Source organism: Phaeobacter italicus (assembly GCF_001258055.1).
Classification (GTDB): domain Bacteria; phylum Pseudomonadota; class Alphaproteobacteria; order Rhodobacterales; family Rhodobacteraceae; genus Phaeobacter; species Phaeobacter italicus.
Map to the genome: position 1 here is coordinate 1 of NZ_CVRM01000016.1, position 21566 is coordinate 21566.

Genomic DNA, 21566 nt, shown 5'->3' on the forward strand with positions numbered 1-21566 from the left:
AATTCTCAGTGACAATTTATAGGGCTACCGGGTCAGTTCTCAGTGACAATCAACAATTCGGATGCTTTCATCGTCATCCGCGCCTCTCCCAGCCGAGAGAAATCTAGCGGAAAACTCTAACCTTAAACGAGGACGTTTTCAGGGATCACAGAAGTCTCTATGAAGCTCGCTAAGCGCGTTCTGAGGCGGCTATGGCCATCGTAGTCATGTCGCTTAACTGTCCCTTAACCCAAGAGTGGTTTGGCTGGATCAGTCAGTGCGTGCTTACTTATTAAGCAGTATGTATTCGGAACTAATTTTACATTAAATCACAAGATCAAAGGCAGCAAAGTCGCTTTTTAAACCTACAGCAGAAATCACAGATCCATCTTCGAAGGACCAGCTGCGAGCATAGATCGCGTCTGTTTGACTATCGATTGCCTCAAGGTCAAAGAGTACAACTTCGTTATCGTAGTCAGACCGTTTAGTCTCATCCCCTTTGCTCATCAAAAATACAATAAAATTATGCGCATCATCGTTAAAGATCGAGAAACGTGGTGCAATCTCGGAGGCAGCATTGAGGGTGTCGGGCCCTGACGCGGGCGTGAGCATAATTTGAGAACCCTCACTGGCAACGACCGCTTGGAATGAGCCGCTGAGAATTTGCGTGAAGAATGGTAGCTCAGAAAGCTGCGTAGCTATATTGCTAAAAGCGTCAGAAGTAAGAGAGAAGTGTTCAATATCGCCAAGCTCTTTTAAGATATAACCTTTCTTCACACCCACTGGTGTAGAGTTAACTTGAGATGCCTCAATTTGCTCCGGGCGGTTCGCCTGAATATCTCGAAACTTGATGAGTTCACCATCTATCTCTTCAGAAAAAGCTACGTCGCCTTGAACGTTTTTAGTTTTGATTACGTTGCCAACTTTTCCAGTTTCAACAGCGTTAGAGACGATATCTGGAACGAATGCCACATCAACAATAGGAATTTCTTGTGTTGACGGTTGAGCCAAAGCTGCCGCTTCTGAGTTATCCTCTATCGCCGCGCGAACTGTGGATAATACGCTATCTAGTTCCGACAAATCGGCAAGCTGCTCAGTTTCCTCATCAGATACATCTTTGATTACTTCGGCGACTAGCTGAGATGCTATTGTCGCTTGTTCGAGCAAGCTCTCACCTGAAACCCAAAAGTACATGCCATTCGAGATGGCTATAGCGCTCAGTCCCATTCCAACTGTCTGCACCGTAGTAAATGTCGCTGCCACTTGAGCGGTTGAGGGAGCTTGAGCGTGTGTATCCTTTTCAGTGCTTTTGAGATCTGATGAAATGTCTTCAGATGTATTCGCGTTCAACTCTTCCGATAGGGAGACCTGGGTTTGAGAGGGTGGTGTGGTGACTTCATCGGCCCCTGACGTTGCACTCACATTCAGTTCGACGCTAAATGATGGGATCGCAAGTTCGCCTGACTGGATATAGATTGTCCAGATAAGAGCCGCCAAGGTTGCGCCTGGATGTAGGCGGACTTTTGATTGTCGCAAGGCGACGAAGGGAACAACTGTGGCAGATGTTGAGGTGTGGTCAGCGCTGTCCACCGGTGTAGTAGTTTCTGCAAAGGCTGAAATCAGTTCATCCAAGCTTCCGGCTTTTGCAATTTCCTGCTGAATAATACTGTCGAGGATGTAGACTTCGCCGATGCGCGCGAAATGCGCGAATACGTCCCCGTCTTGATTTACGAAAACAAACCAAGGATCACCCTCGTCGGTCACTCCGCGTTCTGTTTTCAAGGAAAGACCCGCAATGGAAAGCAAGCGATGTGCTCGCATAAAGCTCGCTAGCTCCTGATTGGTCCAATCTGGTGTGGTTACCGTGTGCCTCGGGAGGTGTGAGAGGCCCCCAGATGACCGGTCAACCATTCCGCTGGAAAAATCCGCTGCGCCATCAGTCAGTGTACTCAGGTCTAATAAGTCTTGAGTGTTCTCACAAAGCGAAGGATGCGCTTTTTTTCCGAACGGAAGAACGTTGTTCATAGGTTACGCTTACTTAGACGTTGCTAGAAGACTGTAAAGGTCAAGCGATCATGCTGACACGGTAAGGTATTTCAGTTAGATAGCATCACCGAACAAAATTTCGTATGTAAGGGGCTCATTATAAGACAAAAGCTTCTTCACGAAGCTCTTGGGCTCCACCTGCAACGCTGACGCCCAATCAAGATATCTCGCTGGTGGTATGCGCCCACGTCCATTCTCCAGTTGGGAAATGAAAGTATAGTAGTCGAGGTTCAACGCATTCGCTAAATCTCTCTGGGACATCCCTTGCTGCTCTCGCAAAGACTTCAGCCAAAGTCCCATCTCTGATCTTGCGTCGCGCGCCGCGTCAGATGTGTGGATGCCTTGTTTTAGAAGCATAACTCAGCCTAGTTTCATTGGTTTGGGTAGCAGCAAGTCGTGACTGTTTGGTATTTCTATCATACAGTCCTCACTCATAGAATCAAGGTGCAGTGTTAAAGTTACTTTACACTTAAAGCCTAGACCCCATTCACGCACTCAGTTGTCAAGGCGCAAGCGGTTTGTGGCATCTTTGCCCTTAAATAATCGCCAGTGTGTAAATTACTGTACACGCACTTGATTGGAGAGTGTGAGGTGTGTACAAGGTCATCAGCGGCACATGAGCGCCCTCATTCCCCTCCTTGCGCAATAAGCACTTTTAGGGGAGGCGTAGAGGGCGTGGGCTGCATGGCGACAGGGGGAGCATGCTGTGCTGTTTCCTGTTTTATGAAATGGATATAGGAAAATAGACCATGGCAATCAGTGCTGAAGACAAGAATTTCCTCGTCTCGCTCTATGTCGGATATTTCAACCGCGCTCCGGATCCTGCAGGCCTGCAGTTCTGGATCGATCAGGTTGAGGCAGGGCGTGACACAAACACTATCGCAGCAGACTTCGCGGCTTCTCCCGAAGCAAAAAGCCTGTACCCGTTCCTGACGACACCGGATGTTTCGTCCCCCACGTCTTTCATCACAGCGGTTTATGCAAACCTCTTTAACCGTGCACCTGATGCAGCTGGTCAAGCTTTCTGGGAAGCCCAGCTTTCCTCTGGCGCGGTAAGCCCTGCTGATGCAATTGATGCAATTATCAAGGGTGCGACTACTGCGCCTGACTCGACAATTCTTACTAACAAGAACACTGTCGGTCTTGATTTTGCGACTGACGCAGGCAATACGCCGGGCTTCGTATACGACACTGCGGCAGCTGCGGCAGCTGTCTCCGCAATTTCTGGTGTCACAGAAGATGCTGCGACTGTAGTAACAGCTCAAGCAGCTACCGATGCATTCTTGGGTGGTGTTGCTAACCCTGGTCAAACTTTGGATTTGACCACTGGTGTAGACACTATCACCGGTACCTCAGGTAATGATACGATCAATGGCGCGTTTAAAGTTGTTGATGGTGGTGCAGATCTGGCCACTCTTGGTGGGCTGGATACTATTGATGGTGGCGCTGGCATTGACACACTGGCGATTGCTAACCAAGAAAATGCTGGCGTAACTATCGCAGCAGCTTCCGTTTCGAACGTTGAAAATTTGAACGTACGTAGCGCTGACGGTGCGGTTGTCGCTGATGTTTCGAATTTTGCCGGTATGACAAACGTTGCCGTTGAAAGCGGCACCGCCGGTGGTAGCGATGTTGATATCGATACTAAAGCAAACGTAACCAGCGTTAGCGTTAAGGGTGGTCAAGTCGATGGTCTCGACACCATTTCTATTGACGATACGAACACAACTGCCGGTGCTGATAAGCTTGCTTCTGTTACCCTTGATGGCGTCGCAGACGCGACTCCTGGCGGTGATGTCGTAACGATTGGTTCCGACGCTTTGACCTCGCTGACGATGAAAAACTCTGCAGTTGGCGCGACTGTCACGGCAGCAGCTGGTACGCGTGAGCTGGGCGTGACGCTCGACAACATGACCGCCGGCACCATCACCGACAACACGGCGACCACGCTGAACGTGACTGCATCCGGCACCAAGTCGGACATCGACAGCATCACCGCAGGTGCGGCAACCACGGCCAAGATTGACGCGGCTGTTGATCTCAGCACGGGTCTAGCCGGTGCAGCGATTAAGACGGTCGACATCAATGGCGCAGGCAAAGTCACTCTGGAAAATGCCCAGAATGGCGCAGCCCTGACCGCCATCGATGCCTCGGACAACTCCGGCGGCGTCATCGCGACAGTCGACACCGATGTCACCTTCACCGGCGGCACGGGCAAAGACACGATGACCGTTGGCGCAACGTCCAAAGCCAACACCCTTGGCGCAGGCGACGACACCTTCAACGCATCTGTTACAGCTGCAACGGGTGGTTCGGTTGACGGTGGCGAAGGTACTGACACTGTGGCAATGACTTCGGCCAATGCTGCAGCGCTGTCCGCAGGCACCGCATTCGAAGCCGACATCTCTAACTTCGAAAAGGTCAGCCTTGGTGCAACGGCCGAAGGCGCTACGGACACCGTCAACCTCGCTAACCTTGATGACATCAGCTATGTCGTCACCGCAGGTACTGCTGCTGGCACCGCAGCCGGTGGAACTCAGGAAAGCTCTGTCTTCACATTTGCAGACCTCAAGAGTGGCCAATCCGTTGTTGTCAATGGCCTGACACTCACGGCAAATGATGATGTGACTGGCACCGAGCTTGCTGCGGCTTTCGTGGCAGAAGCAACGACCGGTAATGTAGGTGTGTCTGGTGCAGAAACCGTGGCATCGACCTCTACGAACGCAGGTGCAACGGTAACCACTGTTGCTGATGCTGTCGGAAACGTGGCAGATCTGACCGTTGCCAATGCTGCTGCGGCAGCACCGACAGCGCCTGGCGTGGCAACGGGACAGCAAGGTAATCCGGGCCAGACGGAAACTGGCACGGTTGTTTTCAGTAATCTGCTTGCTGGTCAATCGCTGACTATCGATGGCATCACAGTAACAGCTACCGGTTCGGCTGCTTTGGGGGCTGAAGTTGCTGCGGCGTTCATCAGTGGGAGTACAAGTGGTGCTGCAGTTGTCAGCGGCGCAGATGCTGGTGCTTTCAACGGCGCTGCTGGCGCAAATGCTGAGACCGTTGTGTTCACCAGCACGACTGCAAACACGGACGTTACGGATCTTGCTGTGACGGCTGGTGGTGGCGCAACTGCTCCGACGCCCACTATCGTTCAAGGTGAAGCCCAAGCGACCGAGACCGCAACAGTTACTTGGCAAGGTCTTCTCTCGGGTCAGAGCGTTACAGTTGCTGGACGCACCGTAACAGCTCTCGACGATCTGACAGCTGCTCAGGTCGACGCAATCTTCGAGGGAGGTGTGACCACAGCGCAAGGGCAGGTGAGCGGAACACTCACCGGTTGGGCAACTGCAGCTGGGACAGCTACTACCACCGTGTTCACAAGTGCATCGGTCAACACGAATGTGACTGACCTGTCAGCCTCCGTTCAGAACTCTACTGTGCCGGCCAATCCTACGCCGACGATTACCCAGGGCGCGGCAACGGGTCCGGGCGGTGCATTGGTTCTTAGCGGTCTGGCTTCCGGTGCGACTGTCGAGCTGACGGGTGCAAATGCTGGTTCGACCACTGTCAACCTTGCATCGACCACAGGCACGGCAGACGTTGTGAACCTGAAGCTGAACGGTGCAGCCAACGTGGCAGCCGGCGCGATCAACGTGGCTGGTGTGGAGACGATTGCTATCGAAACCACGGACAGCACCGCTGACACGCCGACGGTCAACAACCCGACAGCACCCAGCACCATCTCGCTCAACGCGGCTGCAACAACATCTGTAACCGTCGCAGGCAACCATGGTGTGGACTTCACTGGGTCGACCTTGACCAACGTGACGAACCTGGATGCTTCGGGTGTGGTTGCAGCAACCGCTGCTGGCACGGCCGCTGCAAACGGGACCGCAGGTGCTGTGACCTTCAGCACGGTTGTGACCGATAAATCGGTGACTATCACGACAGGCAATGGTGACGATGTCATCGACGCCTCGACTGTTGGTACGACTGGCTCCACGGACGCAGTAGCAACCATCACGACGGGTGCAGGTGCAGACGTTGTAACCGGCGGTGCCGACGAAGATGTGATCAACACCGGAACCGAGGCTGACGAAGTCAACTCCTCGGCCAGTGCGGACAATATCACGCTGGGTGCGGGTAATGACGTTTACGACCTGAACAACACCGCTCACTCGGTGCTGGCAGCGCGTGACGTGATCACCGACTTCTCGGCGAATACTGTCGGCCAGGGTACCTCGGGTGCTGTGACGAGTGCTGGTGCAACCAACACGGTCGCAGACCGTAACGGTGACATCATCGATCTCGACAGCCTGACCGGCTTGGGGGCCATCCGTGTGGGTGTTCAGTCGAATGCTGCTGATGCACAGACGTTTATTCAAAACGGCACTACAGACGGTACGGCAGCGGTCAACGCTGCACTCGATAGCTCGACAGGTCTTCTGTACATCGACATCGATGATAACGGCTCGGTTGACAGCGTTATTGAACTGACCGGCGTGACTACGATTGATGCAGGTGCATTCCTCATCTGATCATCGTGATAACTGAAAAAAAAGGGGCCGGTCCTTCGGGGCCGGCCCTTTCGTGTTCAAGGCGCTAAAACCCACAAGCGACCCCATGGCCAGGCTGAGTATCGACGGTGGATAATCTGATAGCTAGTGACCTGCTTTCCATACAGTCTGCATTCTTTTAGTTAGCTCTGTTCAGGATTAGGCCTTCTACTGACCGTTGGTGATACTCACACGGGGTGAGTTCGTCGAGGCTCGTGTGGGGGCGGTGGTGATTGTAGTTGTTGCACCAGGCTGCGATTAGCTCTCTGGCCTAGCACTGGTTGGCGAATAGTTGCTCATTGAGGTTCTCGTCGCGCAGGCGGCCATTAATGCTCTTGACGAAGCCGCTCTGCATGTACCTGCCTGGTGCGATATAATGCTACTCAAACTTGCGATCCTCCTGCCGTTTCAGAATGCAATCGATGTCAGCTCCGTTCCGTTGTCGCTAACCACCGTGCAGGGAGAACCGCGCACCGGGGCAATGCTGTCGAGTTCACGGTCAACGCGTTGCACCGACAGCGAGGTGTCCACGACCGTCGCCAGGCATTCCCGGCTGAAGTGGTCGATGAAACACAGTGTCCGGAATCGGCGCGCATCGGACAGACTGTCTGACACGAAGTGCAGTGATCACCTTTGGTTGGGTCCTTACGGTACCGCCATCGAAGTTCCCGTTCTGATCGCGCGCTTGCGAGCGCCACGCTTGCGCACTGTCAGGCCCTCTTTTTGGTAGATCCGGTAGAGCGCTACGCCCTACAAACGATCCCCCAGATCGTTTGTTTAACGGGCTTCGATCCAGTTCACTTTCCAGCCTTTTATAGTCGAAGTTTTGCCGTTGGCTGGAAAGCTCCTTCCGCTTCTACCGAGCTCGGCGTCTGTAGGTCTGGTCGATCAACGTGAACCGCACCGGGTTTGCCGGAGGCTTCAACTCCTGAGTAGGATGAAGCCACAATGAGCAAGACAACAAACAAATATTCTCCTGAGGTCCGCGAGCGCGCGGTGCGGCTGGTGCTGGACAACCAGGGCCAGCACAGTTCCCGCTGGCAGGCAATCATGTCGATCTCCGCGAAGATCGGCTGTTCGGCGCACACGCTGAATGAGTGGGTGAAGAAGGCGGAAGTCGACAGCGGCAAGCGTGCGGGCGTCCCAACAGATGTCGCCGACAGGATGAAGGCGCTGGAGCGGGAGAACCGCGAGCTGCGTCAGGCGAACGAGATCCTCCGCAAGGCATCGGCTTATTTTGCGATGGCGGAGCTCGACCGCCGGTCGAAGTGATGGTGTCATTTATCGACATGCATCGCGGTGAGCATGGGGTCGAGCCGATCTGCACTGTCCTGCCGATTGCATTACGAGCATCTGGCGAAGCGGGCCGATCCGGCCCGGTTGTCGGACCGTGCCCGGCGTGACGCGGCATTGCGGCCCGAGATCCGGCGGGTTTTCGAAGAGAACTGGCGGGTCTATGGCGTGCGGAAGGTCTGGCGGCAATTGCAACGGGAAGGTTTTGACGTCGCCCGCTGCACGGTTGCCCGGCTGATGAAGAGCATGGGGATTCGAGGCATTATCCGGGGCAAGCCGCACAAGACCACGGTGCCTGACAAGAAGGCCCCATGCCCGCTGGACAAGGTGAACCGGCAGTTCCGTGTGCCCGCGCCCAACATGCTCTGGGTCAGCGATTTCACCTATGTCGCCACCTGGAGAGGGTTCGCCTATGTCGCCTTCGTTATCGACGCCTATGCCCGCAAGATCGTTGGTTGGCGTGTCAGCACCTCGGCGCATGCCGGGTTTGTTCTCCCCTCTCGGCAGCATGCTGCGCATGCGCCTGCCGGGCAATGGATGCTCTGGAGCAAGCTGTTCACGAGCGGCGGCCGACAAAGGCGATGGGGCTTGTTCACCACTCCGACCGCGGCAGCCAATACCTGTCGATCAAATACACAGAACGGTTGGGCGAAGCCGGTATCGAGCCCTCTGTCGGCAGCGTTGGAGACAGTTACGAGTTCAAGCAGGTCCGCGCAGCGGATCAAATGATCCGGGGGATCATTTGAATGCGCAGAACGCCCTGGCTGAGACGATCAACGGTTTGTTCAAAGCCGAGGTCATTCACCGCCGCGGCCCTTGGCGCAACTTCGAGGCAGTGGAATACGCAACACTCGAATGGGTGGACTGGTTCAACAACCGCCGTCTGCTTGAGCCCATCGGGAACATTCCGCCGGCAGAGGCAGAGGCCAATTTCTACGCCGCTCTGGAAACTGAGGACATTGCCGCGTAACTAACTGAAATCAGCCTCCGGCAAACCCGGTGCGGTTCAACGTTGATGCATACGCGGAGCGATCCTAGCCAAGGCATCGGCTCACCGCTGGTTGCACTCTCCCTTTAAGTTAGAATAATTTTTGCAAGACTCCAGTTTAATTTGGTCTAATGTTGAGATGCCGGAGCACTACAGTTTGCATTTTCGCTTCTAAGGCGATGTTGACATGCCTTGCGACGCCTTGTTTACCACATGGTGCCTATGGCATGGTAATGTGTGTTTATTTGAGCTCTGATCGGAGACCTTATCTTGATAAAATCCGGCTCCTCGCTAACGCAAGCTTACGCGAAGTATCGCTCAATCCTTGCAGCTACCGTTGTGTTTAGCTTTTTTGTAAACCTGCTAATGTTCGTCGGGCCGATGTACATGCTACAGGTTTATGATCGCGTCTTGGCTAGCAGGAATGAGACAACTTTGGTGATGATTTCGATCATCGCTCTTGCGCTATTGGTTTCGTATGGTCTGTTAGAATTTACTCGCTCTCGCATGTTGGTTCGCGCAGGCTTGCAATTTGATCAAGTACTTGCGAGCCCGCTCTTTTCTCGTGTGGTTCGTATGCAGCTCGCTAACCCTGCCTCTTCGGGACGTAACGCACTGAGCGATGCAGACCGCGTTAGAGATTTCATTACAGGGCAAGGCGTTCTATCGTTTTTTGATGCTCCTTGGACTCCTTTGTTCTTGATTTTGTGTTTTGCCTTTCATCCATGGTTAGGTGTGGTTTCTACTGTAGGCGCTATGATCATCTTTGCGCTCGCATTGCTCAACGAGCTCATGACTCGGCAGAGTTTGCAGGATGCAAATCAGGCTGGTGCAGCTGCATCCAATTTTGCTGGCGCGACTCTGCAGAATGCAGAAGTTATTCGGGCTATGGGAATGGTAGATCAGCTCCTTAATCGCTGGCTTTGGAAGCGCGATGAGATGTTGGCTGCACAAGCGCGGGCAAGCGACCGCGCTGGTATCGTGCTTGCATGTTCGAAATTTGTTCGGATGACATTGCAAGTGGCAATTTTGGGCGTCGGCGCCTATTTGGCCATGAAGCAACAAATCTCTCCCGGGATTATGATCGCAGCATCAATCGTTATGGGAAGAGCCCTGGCGCCTGTCGAACAAGCGGTTGGTCAGTGGAAACAATTTGTCGCAGCTCGTCAGGCGAATGATCGATTGAAGAAGCTTTTTGATAGTCTCCCGGATGAGACTGATCGAACAGAGCTGCCATCGCCAAAAGGAAGAGTTTCAGTTGCGGGGCTGACCTCCGCTTTACCTGGTGTGAAAGAACCCATCTTGAAGGGGGTTAACTTTGATATTGACCCAGGTGAAGTTCTCGCATTGGTTGGCGCATCAGGCTCTGGTAAATCCACTTTGATACGACACTTGGTAGGTGTGGCGCGAGCATCAGTTGGAAAGGTTTCGCTAGACGGCACCGATCTTCAACACTGGGACCCCAAACAGCTTGGTCATTCGTTGGGATATCTATCTCAAGATATCCGCTTGTTCGGTGGAACGGTGGCAGAGAACATTGCTCGCTTCCAAGAAGACGCTGAAGACAGAGAGATTGTTGCGGCCGCAAAATTGGCAGGTGCTCACGATATGATCTCTGGTTTGAGTAACGGTTACCAAACTGAAGTTGGAGATGGTGGAAGCCAGCTGTCAGGCGGGCAGAGGCAGAGAGTTGGGCTTGCGAGAGCTATCTTTAGATTGCCTGCAGTCGTAGTTCTTGATGAGCCTAATTCCAACTTGGATAGTGAAGGCGAAGCAGCGCTGGCTGCCTGTCTGGAGCAACTTAAAGCCATGGGAAGAACAGTCATCGTAGCAACGCACAAAGCTAACCTACTGTCGCTCTCCGATAAGACACTCATTTTGAATGCAGGTAGTGTCCAACGGTTCGTCCCGACAAAAGAGCTTCTCCAGCCACAACCACCCAAAACTGCACATCCGCAAACCGTTAGTTCGGTCACCTCTCGCTAGAATGACTTGACGCAGTCGTGAAAGGCGTTTCTAGACCGTCGACCTGTCTACACACTGAGTACATGGACACCCTCCAAATGCGTGACAAAATTTCAAGATACTCGAGTCCGCAACACTTTAGCCGGATTGGCTATACGATTGTAATCCTGACTTTCGGAGTTCTTGGAGGTTGGGCGGCTTATGCACAGATTGACTCAGCGACTGTGGCACCAGGTGTCGTCGAGCTTGAAGGTAATCGTAAGGTGGTCCAACACCTTGAAGGTGGGATCATTCAGACGATCCATGTGAAAGAGGCCGAAAGTGTTTCTCAAGGTGAAGTTCTCATCACTCTGGAGAGCGTAGAGGCTCGCTCAAATGTTGAGCGCTTCCGAAACCGTTTGGAAGAAGCCATGGCAATTGAGGCTCGGCTTTTAGCCGAGCAAGCGCTTAGCGAAGAAATTGATTACCCTGAGAGCCTAAAATCAAGTCCGTCGTCGGCACTCAAGAATGTGCTCGATCTGCAAAGTACAATTCTTGCAGATCGTTTGGCTATCTTTCGCTCTGAGCAGGAAATTCTGCAGTTTCGGATTGAGCAGCTTGAAGGTCAGAAGGCAGGTTTGGCTCTTCAAAAAGACGCATATGAGCGAAGATTGCAGCTGCAAAGCGAGCTCGTTGAACGCCTGACCCGCGGCGCGGAGAGCGGTGTCATTGAAAACAACGTGCTCACTGGGCGAAAAGATGCACTAATCCAAGTCGAAGCCTCCTTAGGGGAGGCAATTTCTGATGAAGCTCAGGTAGGCGTTGCTATTTCAGAGGCTCGGCTCAATCAACTAAAGTTGTCACAAGAGTTCAAAGAGCGTGCCAACAGAGAGCTCCGAGACATTCAAACTGATCTCAAGGAAATCCGTGAAAACCTTACGGTAGCTCAAGACATATACCACCGTACGGAAATTAGAGCGCCGAGTGATGGGGTTGTACAAGATATTCGTGTAACAACCGAAGGGTCTGTCATTCGTCCAGGCGAAATTCTCATGGAGATTGTTCCTCCTGATGATAATTTGCTTATTGCAAGCCGCGTCTCACCTTTAGACATTGATAATGTTATGCCAGGCCAAGAGAGCGAAGTAAGGTTCTCAGCTTTCAAAGCAAAACTGACACCCGTCGTGTTGGGCTATGTGGAAAGTGTCTCTCAAGATATCATTACGCCAGAGCGTAGTGATGAAGAGCCGTATTATCTGGCCCGTGTCCGTGTCCCGGAAGAGAATATGAGCGAAGAGATGCGCCAAGGTCTTACAGCAGGGATGCCTGCTGATGTTGTGATCGTAAATGGTGAAAGAAGTGTCTTGAACTATCTTGTGTCGCCTTTGACTGATGCGATCGCTCTATCGCTAAGAGAAGAATAAGCAAACTTTTGAGGCCGCTGCTTGTTTGTCCCTTTATCCTTGAGTACAGGTGAGGCAAAATAAACCTACAGGGTTTCATCGGATGCAGACCTACTATTTTGATGTCACGGATATCGTTCTCTACATAAAAAATGAGACTACGATATCTGGGATACAGCGCGTTGCTCTTGAGGTGATTAAGCGTGCAGTAGGAATGCTTGGCTCTCAGCGCGTCAAGATAGGCATGTGGGACAAAGGTTCTCATAGCTATCTAGCGATGGATGCTGATTTTCTTCTCGAACTGGAAGAGTTTGACCCAGACTTTCTGGCGGCTGCTCTGCTAGGGAGACCTGTTCGCAAGGTGCAAGCAGTTCCCGAGATTCTTGCCCGGTATCGCAATCATCGCACGAAGTATTTTTATCATTGGCTGCGGGCTAATTTGGAAGAGCACAGGCAAAATCATCGTTATTTCGAGAGACGCGGCTCGACTCTAGAACGTTGGGTGCTTGAGAAAGCAAAGGCTCGAAAAAGTTGTCCAGCGCAGCCGGTGCTCTCTCCTTCTACATCGATGCAAAAGCGGGTTCCCCTGGAAAAGGTGGCGAACCCAAGTGACCGGTTGATTATCTTGGGTGCGACTTGGGGGCTACAAGATTTCAACGCTCATCTCATTGATGTAAAAGAGACTCTTGGCGTTGATATAGATCTACTGGTTCATGATCTGATCCCACTTGTCGCGATAGAACACCTTGCGGATGATTTTTCTGAGACATTCTATCGTTGGTTAGAAGAATCTACTCTTTACTGCTCTCGTTATTTTGCAAACTCTCAGAACACCGGGAGAGATTTGCGACGTTTCTTGAGCGAAGTTAACTCCGATTTACCAATCAATGTCGTGCCATTGGCCCAAGCATTGGGAGATAATTGTGTAGGGCGAACCTCCTCAGACTTTAGATCTCAATTGAACGCGACGAAGGGTGTGCGTAGATCGGTTCTGAATATGACAAAGACACCATATGTTCTTGTCGTTGGCACACTGGAGACGCGAAAAAACATTTGGCGCTTAGCTCAAGCTTGGCAGCAACTCATCCAGGATCCCCAAGTGGAGCCTCCGCGCCTAATTTTCGCGGGAAAAAAAGGATGGTACATTGATGAATTTCTGGATTGGATGAAGGCAAGTGGAAACCTTGAAGGGTGGATCAGCATCGCGGAGAAACCGACTGACAAGGAGTTAGCATTTCTCTTTCACAACTGTGAATTTACAGCGAATGTATCCACATATGAAGGGTGGGGCTTGCCGGTGGGGGAAGGTTTAAGTTTCGGGAAAACAGGTGTTGTCGCCGCAAATTCCTCTCTGACAGAGGTGGGCGGAGACATGGTCGAGTACTGCAATGCTCATTCAATAAATAGTATCCGAGACGCTTGTAAACGCTTGATCGTCGATGAGACTCGACGTGCGGAGCTAGAGCAACGGATCAAAAGCACTCGGTTGCGCAGTTGGGATGATGTGACAAACGATATGCTCGGATATCTGAACTAAGTAGATCAGTGTCTGGCTGTGGGGCTGAGTGACGCATCGGAGGAGCAGGCTGCACTGCGACTGCTGTTTATCTCGAGAGGCGTGATACTGCGGCAACGATATCTTCAGCAACATCATCCCAAGTTCTCAATGCCGACTTTTTTTCGGCGATGCGCTTGCGCAATTCTGTTGAGAACACGGAATCTGTGAGTAAAAGGCGAATGTACTCTGCCAGATCATCGGCTGCATCTGGGTCAAAATACAAGCCAAGATCGCCGCAAACTTCTTTCAGCACAGGAGCGGTAGAGCATATAGCAGGCGTGCCACACCAGAGAGCTTCTCCCGCCGGCAGCCCCCATCCTTCCATTCGGCTTGGCATAACTACTGCTGTAGCGTTTTTATAGAGAGCAACGAGATCTGTCTGATTTGGGTTCTCATAGAAAAGCACCAGATCTCGAATGCTGTCACATTCCGCACTTGCAACATATGTTCTTGTTCGCCCTCTGGGGGCTCCAGCCAAAACCAACTTCGGTAGGGGGCTGCCTGTTCGCTGCAATACACGTAGAGCCTCAAATACAACATCTAAGTTCTTTCGCCCCAGCATCGATCCAACGGTCAGGATGTATGGAGTATCGGGAGGAAGTTGCTCTACGGTTTCTGTTCCTACCGGGCACTGATGAACAAGAGGGACAGCGACAATTTCCGGTACGCAAGGCAACACGCCGTTCTCTGAAAAATCTATAATTTCTTGACGTGTAAATTTGGATACCGACAAGAGGCCTTTTGCTCTCTCGATCACGAACTTGTTGTCGCCCATAAAATTCTTAGGGAAGCTTGCTCTTTGATGATGAAAATCATGCAATGGTATCATGTCATGCAGAATAGGAATGACATCACATGATACGCCTCTCTTCGCCATGGTGCACAAGATTTCAGTGATCACTTTGGGTCGAGAACAAGTGACAAGTGTTTTGCCGGTCATGTCGAGTTCAGGCATGCCGGGGGCAACCTTGTCCCAAGTAGCTCTATTTTTTCGATCTATTAGCGGTCGAACTGCTGACAAGATCAGGTCTCTAACCACCGACTTACTATAGTGATGGCTACGCATGCGAATTTGCCCAATGCCCGCTGGAACGTTCAGCTCCACACTGCCGTCTTCGAGCACTTCAGGAAAGACTTCAAGAAGGCCACGATGGCCCTGCGAGAACACTGCGAACTGAATAGACGCATCCAGCTTCCGGAGTGCTATACCTGCTTCGGCAGCCACGCGCGCAATTCCATAGTACCGCAGTTTACCCGTCGAAGCCAAAAGGACTTCCGTGAGATCAAAAACAATCTGCGGATTTACCATAACGTTCAGGCTCGACATTAGGTCTCTACTTCTGTGTCCAGTGTTGTTTTCTCAGCCAGGCCAACCAAGAATGAAAAAGCGTTTATTAGTGTCCGCTGTTTGCCAGCTTCACTGCAAAATCAAACTAAAGCACAAGCTGCTGACAGACTGTAGGCAAAAACTGAGCGTAGCTTGAAACACAATTCCTGCAGGCACACAATCACTTCCCCAAGCAAAAACTAGGGGAAGGAAGAGGCCGCAACCTCACTTCGCCGCACTCAAAGTTATTTTACTCGCAGAGTATCTTGGGGCTGCTCTAGATACCAGCGGTATGTCTCTTCGATGCCTGCCCGCAGCGAAATCCGCGCCTGCCAGCCAAGCCGGGCCAGACGCGACACATCCATCAGCTTGCGGGGCGCGCCATCGGGCTGGTCCGGGTTGGTCACGATCTCGCCCATGAAGCCCACCACATCCGCCACCATCTGCGCCAGCTGCAGAATAGAGATGTCCTGCCCAGAGCCCACATTGATATGGCTCAGCATCGGACTGGTTTCGCGGTGATAGATCTCCTGATCCAGATCCAGCACAAACAAAGACGCCTCTGCCATGTCATCCACATGCAGGAATTCCCGCCGCGGCGTGCCAGTGCCCCAGATCTCCACAGAGCCATCACCGGCCCGCGCCGCCGCATCAAACCGGCGGATCAGCGCCGGTAGCACATGGCTATTTTCGGGGTGGAAATTATCTCCCGGCCCATAAAGATTTGTCGGCATCACCGAACGGTAATCGCGCCCGTGCTGCCGGTTGTAGCTCTCGCAGAGCTTAATGCCTGCAATCTTGGCCATGGCATAGGGTTCGTTGGTGGGCTCCAGCGCGCCAGTCAACAGCGCATCCTCTGCCATCGGCTGAGGGGCGTGTTTGGGATAGATGCAGCTGGAGCCCAGCTGCAACAGCCGCTGCACATCATGGCTATGCGCCGCATGGATCACATTGGCCGCCATCATCAGATTTTCATAGATGAACTGCGCCGGATAGCTGTTGTTGGCATGAATGCCGCCCACCCGCGCCGCCGCCAGCACCACCTGATCGGGGCGTTCTGCGGCAAAAAAGGCCTGCACCGCCGCCTGATCGGTCAGATCCAGCTCGGCGCTGGTGCGGGTGATCAGCTGCAGGTCGGCACCGGCCGCCTGGCGGGCCTGCAACTGGCGCAGGATAGCGCCGCCCACCATACCGCGATGGCCTGCCACATAGATCTTGACCATCGCCTCAGGTCTCCACGCTGACCGGCAGATCCATGCCGTGTTCTTTCAGGAGCGCATGGCGGCGCGCGGTCTTGAGATCTTCGGCCACCATTTCGGCGCACATTTCCTGGGTGGTGATCTCCGGCTCCCAGCCGAGCTGTGCCTTGGCCTTGGCCGGATCGCCAAGCAGCGTCTCCACCTCGGCCGGGCGGAAATAGCGCGGATCAATGCGCAAGATCACATCGCCCACCTTCAGCGTCGGCGCCTTGTCGCCCTCGATCGCGGCCACGGTGGCGATTTCCTCTACGCCCTCGCCCGAAAACGCCAGCGTCACCCCCAGTTCTTCGGCAGACCACTGGATGAACTGACGCACGGAATACTGCTTGCCGGTGGCAATCACGAAATCTTCGGCCTGATCCTGCTGCAGCATCATCCACTGCATGCGCACGTAATCCTTGGCATGGCCCCAGTCGCGCAACGCATCGATATTGCCCATATATAGACAGTCTTCGAGCCCCTGGGCGATATTGGCAAGGCCGCGGGTGATCTTGCGCGTCACAAAGGTCTCGCCCCGGCGCGGGCTCTCGTGGTTGAAGAGAATGCCGTTGCAGGCATACATGCCATAGGCCTCGCGGTAATTGACCGTGATCCAGTAGGAATAAAGCTTGGCCACCGCGTAAGGGCTGCGCGGATAAAACGGCGTGGTCTCGCGCTGCGGGGTTTCCTGCACCAGACCGTAAAGTTCCGAAGTGGAGGCCTGATAGAAACGGGTCTTTTTCTCAAGGCCGAGGAAGCGGATAGCCTCCAGCAGGCGCAGGGTGCCGATGCCGTCCACATCGGCTGTGTATTCCGGGGCCTCAAAGCTGACCGCCACATGGGACTGGGCGCCAAGGTTGTACACCTCGTCGGGTTCGATCCCGCTCAGCAGGCGGGTAAGGTTGGAGGTATCGGTCAGATCGCCGTAGTGCAGCTTGAAGCGGGCATTGTCGACATGGGGATCCTGATAGATGTGATCCACACGCGACGTATTGAAAGACGACGCCCGCCGCTTGATCCCATGCACCTCATAGCCTTTGGCCAGAAGAAACTCTGCAAGGTAGGAACCATCCTGGCCGGTCACACCGGTGATGAGGGCTTTTTTCATCTGTTATCCTTAAGTCTTGGGCGATCTCAACTTAGCAAATGTGTATTGGAATATGACCGCTGCGGTACTATTTTGAAGCGGTGTAATGAGCGACAACGCGGTTGGCTACCTATTTAGACGCAATGAGATAGCCTTGGGGTGTCATAGTTTGAGATACTCCCCAATGTTTGGACAGGTTTCAACGTAAGTTAAGCTACTCTTTGCTCCTGCTGATCGGGTTTATTCTCATCTTTTCTCAGCCAACAGACCACGGCTGGTGGTTTACCGCCAAAGGCGGAATGGAAGCGCTTTCGGTTATAGAAGTCGATCCATTTTCCGACACCGGCCTTGGCCTCTGATCCGGTTTCCTAGGCGTGCAAGTAGACGCATTCACATTTCAAGGAGCGCAAGAGCCACTCAGCGAAGATGTTGTCGAGGAAACGACCCTTGCCATCCATTGAGATACGGACACCTGATCGTCGGAGCCGGTCGGTCCAGGCAAAGGACGTGAACTGGGATCCTTGATCCGTGTTCATTATCTCGGGCGGGCAGAACTTGTGGATGGCCTCGTTAAGCGCCTCGACCATTGCCCGGCAGGCGATTGCGAAGCAATCTGCCGAGAGGGGCAGAAGTCGGCCTCCAGCCTGTTCGAGATCCGCCAAGACAAAAACCTTGCGGGTGTGCCAGTCCATGATTGCCACGAAGTAGAGGAACCCGCGCCGCCTCGCCTTTGGACGTGTAGTAGAATGACGACCGCGAGATCGACAGCAGCTTACACTGCTTACATATCGACAGGTCGGGATTGTCAGGTTCGATCATGCCGCGTCTCGCGTCACGCCCAAAGGCTTGGGCTTTCTGGCCAAAAAAACGTTGGCGACGGCCAACTCCCCGATCTTGGCATGCAGCTCTTTCACCTGCTCCTCGTCAATCTAAGGAGCCTTATTGCCGTCACGTTCGAAAACGCTCGTCGCACCTTCCAACAAGGCCTTCTTCCATGTGTGAATCATCGTTGGATGAACCCCGAACCGGCTGGCCTAGCTCAGCCGTCGTTTGCTCACTCTAAAGCGCCTCAAGCGCCACTTTCGCCTTGAACTCTGGCGAATGCTTCTTTCGTTTCGACATCTCTGATCTCCTTCTCGACGAAGATCAGCAAACAACAAACCGTAGCTTACGCCAGTGTCCGAATTTCAGGGGGTAGCTCAGCATTAGGGGAGGTAAGTAAGCTGGACACCATTGCCGAATAACATATGCAGAGGCCCATCACTCTGTCTCGTAGTTATCGTCATATTGCCAGAAGTGAGCTCACCAATTGCACCACTGGCGCGCACTGGCACATCGCTTTGTGCAGATAGTACAGCTAGATTTGCCACAAGATGCTCAGTCTGCACAGTTATCCCATCCGCAGAATTCAGCACAACATTCCCAGACAGCGTTACGAGACTGTTACTATTCTCCAAAGTTCCTTTATCTGCAGAAACGGTCATTATGCGTCCATCGATGAAATCAACTTGACCAGTCACCTTTTCTGCAGTTGGTAAGGTGAGACCATTTCCTAAGTAAGCTTGCGATGCATTGATACGTACTGCATGCCCATTAGCTGTGGTCGAGAAGTAAAGAGGTGTTGTCGCTTGGCGGCGATTTAACCTGTGTACAATCTCGTCACGCGTGAAAGGTATAACATAATCATAATTACTAGACTTGGGTTTTGAGAACAAAAATATCGTTGAAAACAGCCCTAGCGCTGCCAACGGAAGCAGAACCTTAAGATATGCAACCGTCTTCGAATATCTGTCCACTTCAACCACCAATCCTCTTACAATCAGAGGAGCTTAGCTTTTCACTCATGTACTACTGTGAGTTTGCTTGCCAACAGCCGGACCTCAGCTCCTGAAAGAAGCTGTTCGTTGACACGGACTGTTGCCATAGCTCCACAGCGTTCTATGACTTCGCCGCGTGCATAAGTGGTGCCGATCTGGATAGTCGCCACCTCATATGATGGCGTCGGTTTATTTACTTCCAACACAGAACCATTCCTCATCCCCAAAGAAGCCTTCTGTTTCGCAAAGATTGCATTTTATACAAACAAATATCGACTTAGTAGAGTGCTGCCAACCTGTCTCGTGACACTGTATTGGTCTTTAAACCATTTGTGCTATGGCGCAACCTACCAGACAGTGATTAGGCGCTCTCATAGGACCCTGCTCTTGGTTCCGACGGTTGCCAAAAGTAGCATCCAGCAGGTAGTACAGCTTCTGGCCCTGTTGAACAGCTATCGTTGATTCAACGACAGCGAGCTTACAGGATTTATATGAGGACATCACAAGGTGTTCATCGCAGCTATGTTAGAAAGGCAGTGCGTCAGGTGATACATCCTATTTTGCTATGCGGAGGTTCAGGGACGCGGCTCTGGCCTTTGTCGCGAAAAAGCTATCCCAAACAATTTGCCCCTCTCGTCGGGGACACCACGCTTTTTCAATCATCAGCTCAACGCTTGTCCGGAGAAGGCTTTGCCTCTCCAATGGTTGTCACCAACTCTGATTTTAGGTTCATCGTCACTCAGCAAATGGCAGAGGTCGGAATCGACCCTGGGACCATTCTGATCGAGCCGGAAGGTCGAAACACCGCACCTGCAGTGCTGGCAGCTGCTCTCTTTCTGCAGAAGAGCGACCCTGATGGGCTAATGCTTGTAGCTCCGTCTGATCATGTTGTGCCAGATTCAGAGGCATTTCGTTCCGCCGTGACAGCCGCAGAACCTGCGGCACGAGCGGGGCAACTTGTTACCTTCGGAATTAAGCCGGATCGTCCAGAAACCGGCTATGGTTATCTTGAGCTTGCAGGCACGCCCAAAAGCTTTGAGCCTCAGGTTATTGATCTGAAACGGTTCGTGGAGAAACCAGATCTTGACACTGCCGAAGAGATGGTAAGTTCAGGCAACTTTTTGTGGAATGCAGGTATTTTCTTATTTTCCGTTGAGAGTATCATCCAGGCATTCAAGGCCCACGCCCCCCATATGTTACCCCCGGTCCAAACAGCAGTAGATCTTGGGAAGCCTGATCTTGGGTTTTTGCGACTTGACCCCGATGCTTGGTCAGGTGCCGAAGACATCTCGATTGACTATGCTGTCATGGAACGGGCAGAAAATCTCACCGTTGTTCCTTATGCGGGGGGCTGGAGCGATCTGGGTGGATGGGATGCGGTCTGGCGTGAAAGCACACCAAATCAAGACGGCGTCGTCATTCACGGTCGAGCGAGTGCCATAGACTGCACTGACAGCTTGCTACGCTCCGAAGATGAAAGCCTTGAGGTTGTTGGTATTGGCCTTAAGAATATCATTACTGTAGCCATGCCAGATGCTGTGCTTGTAGCTGATGTATCCTATGCGCAAGATGTCAAAAAAGCTGTGGCTACGTTAAAAGCCAAATCTGTGCGACAAGCCGAAGCGTTTCCTAAAGATCATCGCCCTTGGGGGTGGTTCGAAAGCCTTATTGTTGGTGAGCGGTTTCAAGTAAAACGCATCCATGTCAACCCAGGCGCAGCCTTGTCCCTACAGAGCCATCACCACCGTTCAGAACATTGGATTGTTGTTGAAGGAACTGCGCAAGTCACTGTGGATGATACAGTTCGATTGGTAACTGAAAACCAATCGATCTACGTTCCGCTTGGGGCTGTTCACAGAATGGAAAATCCTGGGAAAGTTCCGATGGTGCTTATCGAAGTACAGACCGGTAGCTACCTCGGTGAAGACGACATCATCCGATACGAAGACGTATACGCGAGAACCTAATAAACGTAGTTGCAGTTGCGCCGCGTTTCTCAACCAGACCCATTCTGAAACAGTGTCACTCTGAGGCAAACCTGTCTGTCTCAGAGTGACATTAGGCCGCTTCTGACTTCATCTACGCAAAAAAACTACCAGATTCTTGCATCTGGTAGCCAATAGTTTGTTTGCGTTGAGTTGAGTTGCTCAACACTGACCATAACAAGACAAGAATCGAAATTCAATATGATGTCCTGTATAGACATAGCGACCCAGCCTCCCGTTTTATGACACCTGCACAGCCCACCGAACAGTGAGATTCAGGGGCTTGGAACTGTTGATTGTCACTGAGAACTGACCCGGTAGCCCTATAAATTGTCACTGAGAATT

Annotated in this window: 12 protein-coding genes, 2 pseudogenes and 1 other annotated feature; of the genes and pseudogenes, 6 read left to right on the forward strand and 8 right to left on the reverse strand. The window is 52.5% G+C overall.

All coding sequences use genetic code 11. From position 1 onward, the window contains the following. Nucleotides 1-303: 303 nt before the first annotated feature. On the reverse strand, nucleotides 304-2004 hold the full coding sequence (locus NIT7645_RS08325; protein WP_074964368.1) for a hypothetical protein: 1701 nt from the start codon (nucleotides 2002-2004) through the stop codon (nucleotides 304-306). A gap of 75 nt (nucleotides 2005-2079) precedes the next feature. After that, nucleotides 2080-2382, reverse strand: coding sequence for a helix-turn-helix domain-containing protein (locus NIT7645_RS08330; RefSeq protein ID WP_046212342.1), 303 nt, complete (start codon nucleotides 2380-2382; stop codon nucleotides 2080-2082). Nucleotides 2383-2774: 392 nt separating this feature from the next. Between NIT7645_RS08330 and NIT7645_RS08335 the strand changes: the two genes are divergently transcribed. Then, on the forward strand, nucleotides 2775-6563 hold the full coding sequence (locus NIT7645_RS08335) for a beta strand repeat-containing protein (RefSeq protein WP_050686580.1): 3789 nt from the start codon (nucleotides 2775-2777) through the stop codon (nucleotides 6561-6563). A gap of 157 nt (nucleotides 6564-6720) precedes the next feature. Here NIT7645_RS08335 and NIT7645_RS19695 read toward each other — a convergent pair. Beyond that, nucleotides 6721-7437: pseudogene (locus tag NIT7645_RS19695) on the reverse strand (integrase core domain-containing protein); the annotation flags it as partial. 92 nt (nucleotides 7438-7529) lie between these two features. Here NIT7645_RS19695 and NIT7645_RS19220 point away from each other — a divergent pair. From NIT7645_RS19220 to NIT7645_RS08365, 4 genes and pseudogenes are all read left to right on the forward strand, one after another. Further along, nucleotides 7530-8844 (forward strand): annotated as a pseudogene (locus tag NIT7645_RS19220) (IS3 family transposase). Continuing rightward, nucleotides 7811-7927: a sequence feature (AL1L pseudoknot), on the forward strand. (Overlaps the previous pseudogene by 117 nt.) Nucleotides 8845-9132: 288 nt before the next feature. After that, nucleotides 9133-10848, forward strand: coding sequence for a type I secretion system permease/ATPase (locus tag NIT7645_RS08355; RefSeq protein WP_242656174.1), 1716 nt, complete (start codon nucleotides 9133-9135; stop codon nucleotides 10846-10848). Nucleotides 10849-10925: 77 nt separating this feature from the next. Further along, nucleotides 10926-12230, forward strand: coding sequence for an HlyD family type I secretion periplasmic adaptor subunit (locus tag NIT7645_RS08360; RefSeq protein WP_242656176.1), 1305 nt, complete (start codon nucleotides 10926-10928; stop codon nucleotides 12228-12230). 82 nt (nucleotides 12231-12312) lie between these two features. Continuing rightward, nucleotides 12313-13746 carry a glycosyltransferase family 4 protein gene (locus NIT7645_RS08365; protein ID WP_046211402.1) on the forward strand — a complete coding sequence of 478 codons (1434 nt, stop codon included), beginning with the start codon at nucleotides 12313-12315 and terminating at the stop codon, nucleotides 13744-13746. A gap of 67 nt (nucleotides 13747-13813) precedes the next feature. On the opposite strand, the gene NIT7645_RS19225 is transcribed toward NIT7645_RS08365, so the two are convergent. From NIT7645_RS19225 to lptC, 5 genes are all read right to left on the reverse strand, one after another. Next, a complete protein-coding gene (locus tag NIT7645_RS19225; RefSeq protein WP_074964370.1) occupies nucleotides 13814-15094 on the reverse strand; it encodes a glycosyltransferase family 4 protein in 1281 nt (426 codons plus the stop codon). 245 nt (nucleotides 15095-15339) lie between these two features. Next, the gene (fcl, locus tag NIT7645_RS08385; RefSeq protein WP_046211403.1) at nucleotides 15340-16317 is read right to left on the reverse strand and encodes a GDP-L-fucose synthase; all 978 of its coding nucleotides are present in this window, start codon (nucleotides 16315-16317) and stop codon (nucleotides 15340-15342) included. 4 nt (nucleotides 16318-16321) lie between these two features. Then, complete coding sequence (gene gmd / locus NIT7645_RS08390) at nucleotides 16322-17440, reverse strand: GDP-mannose 4,6-dehydratase (protein ID WP_046211404.1); 1119 nt, start codon at nucleotides 17438-17440, stop codon at nucleotides 16322-16324. A gap of 347 nt (nucleotides 17441-17787) precedes the next feature. Continuing rightward, on the reverse strand, nucleotides 17788-18111 hold the full coding sequence (locus tag NIT7645_RS19835) for a DDE-type integrase/transposase/recombinase (RefSeq protein ID WP_110732326.1): 324 nt from the start codon (nucleotides 18109-18111) through the stop codon (nucleotides 17788-17790). Between the two features lie 513 nt (nucleotides 18112-18624). Next, nucleotides 18625-19224: an LPS export ABC transporter periplasmic protein LptC gene (lptC, locus tag NIT7645_RS19235; RefSeq protein WP_242656178.1), complete on the reverse strand. Its 600-nt coding sequence runs from the start codon at nucleotides 19222-19224 to the stop codon at nucleotides 18625-18627. Between the two features lie 557 nt (nucleotides 19225-19781). On the opposite strand from lptC, the gene NIT7645_RS08400 reads away from it, so the two are divergent. Then, nucleotides 19782-21203, forward strand: coding sequence for a mannose-1-phosphate guanylyltransferase/mannose-6-phosphate isomerase (locus NIT7645_RS08400; protein ID WP_050686589.1), 1422 nt, complete (start codon nucleotides 19782-19784; stop codon nucleotides 21201-21203). The last annotated feature ends 363 nt before the right edge of the window (nucleotides 21204-21566 follow it).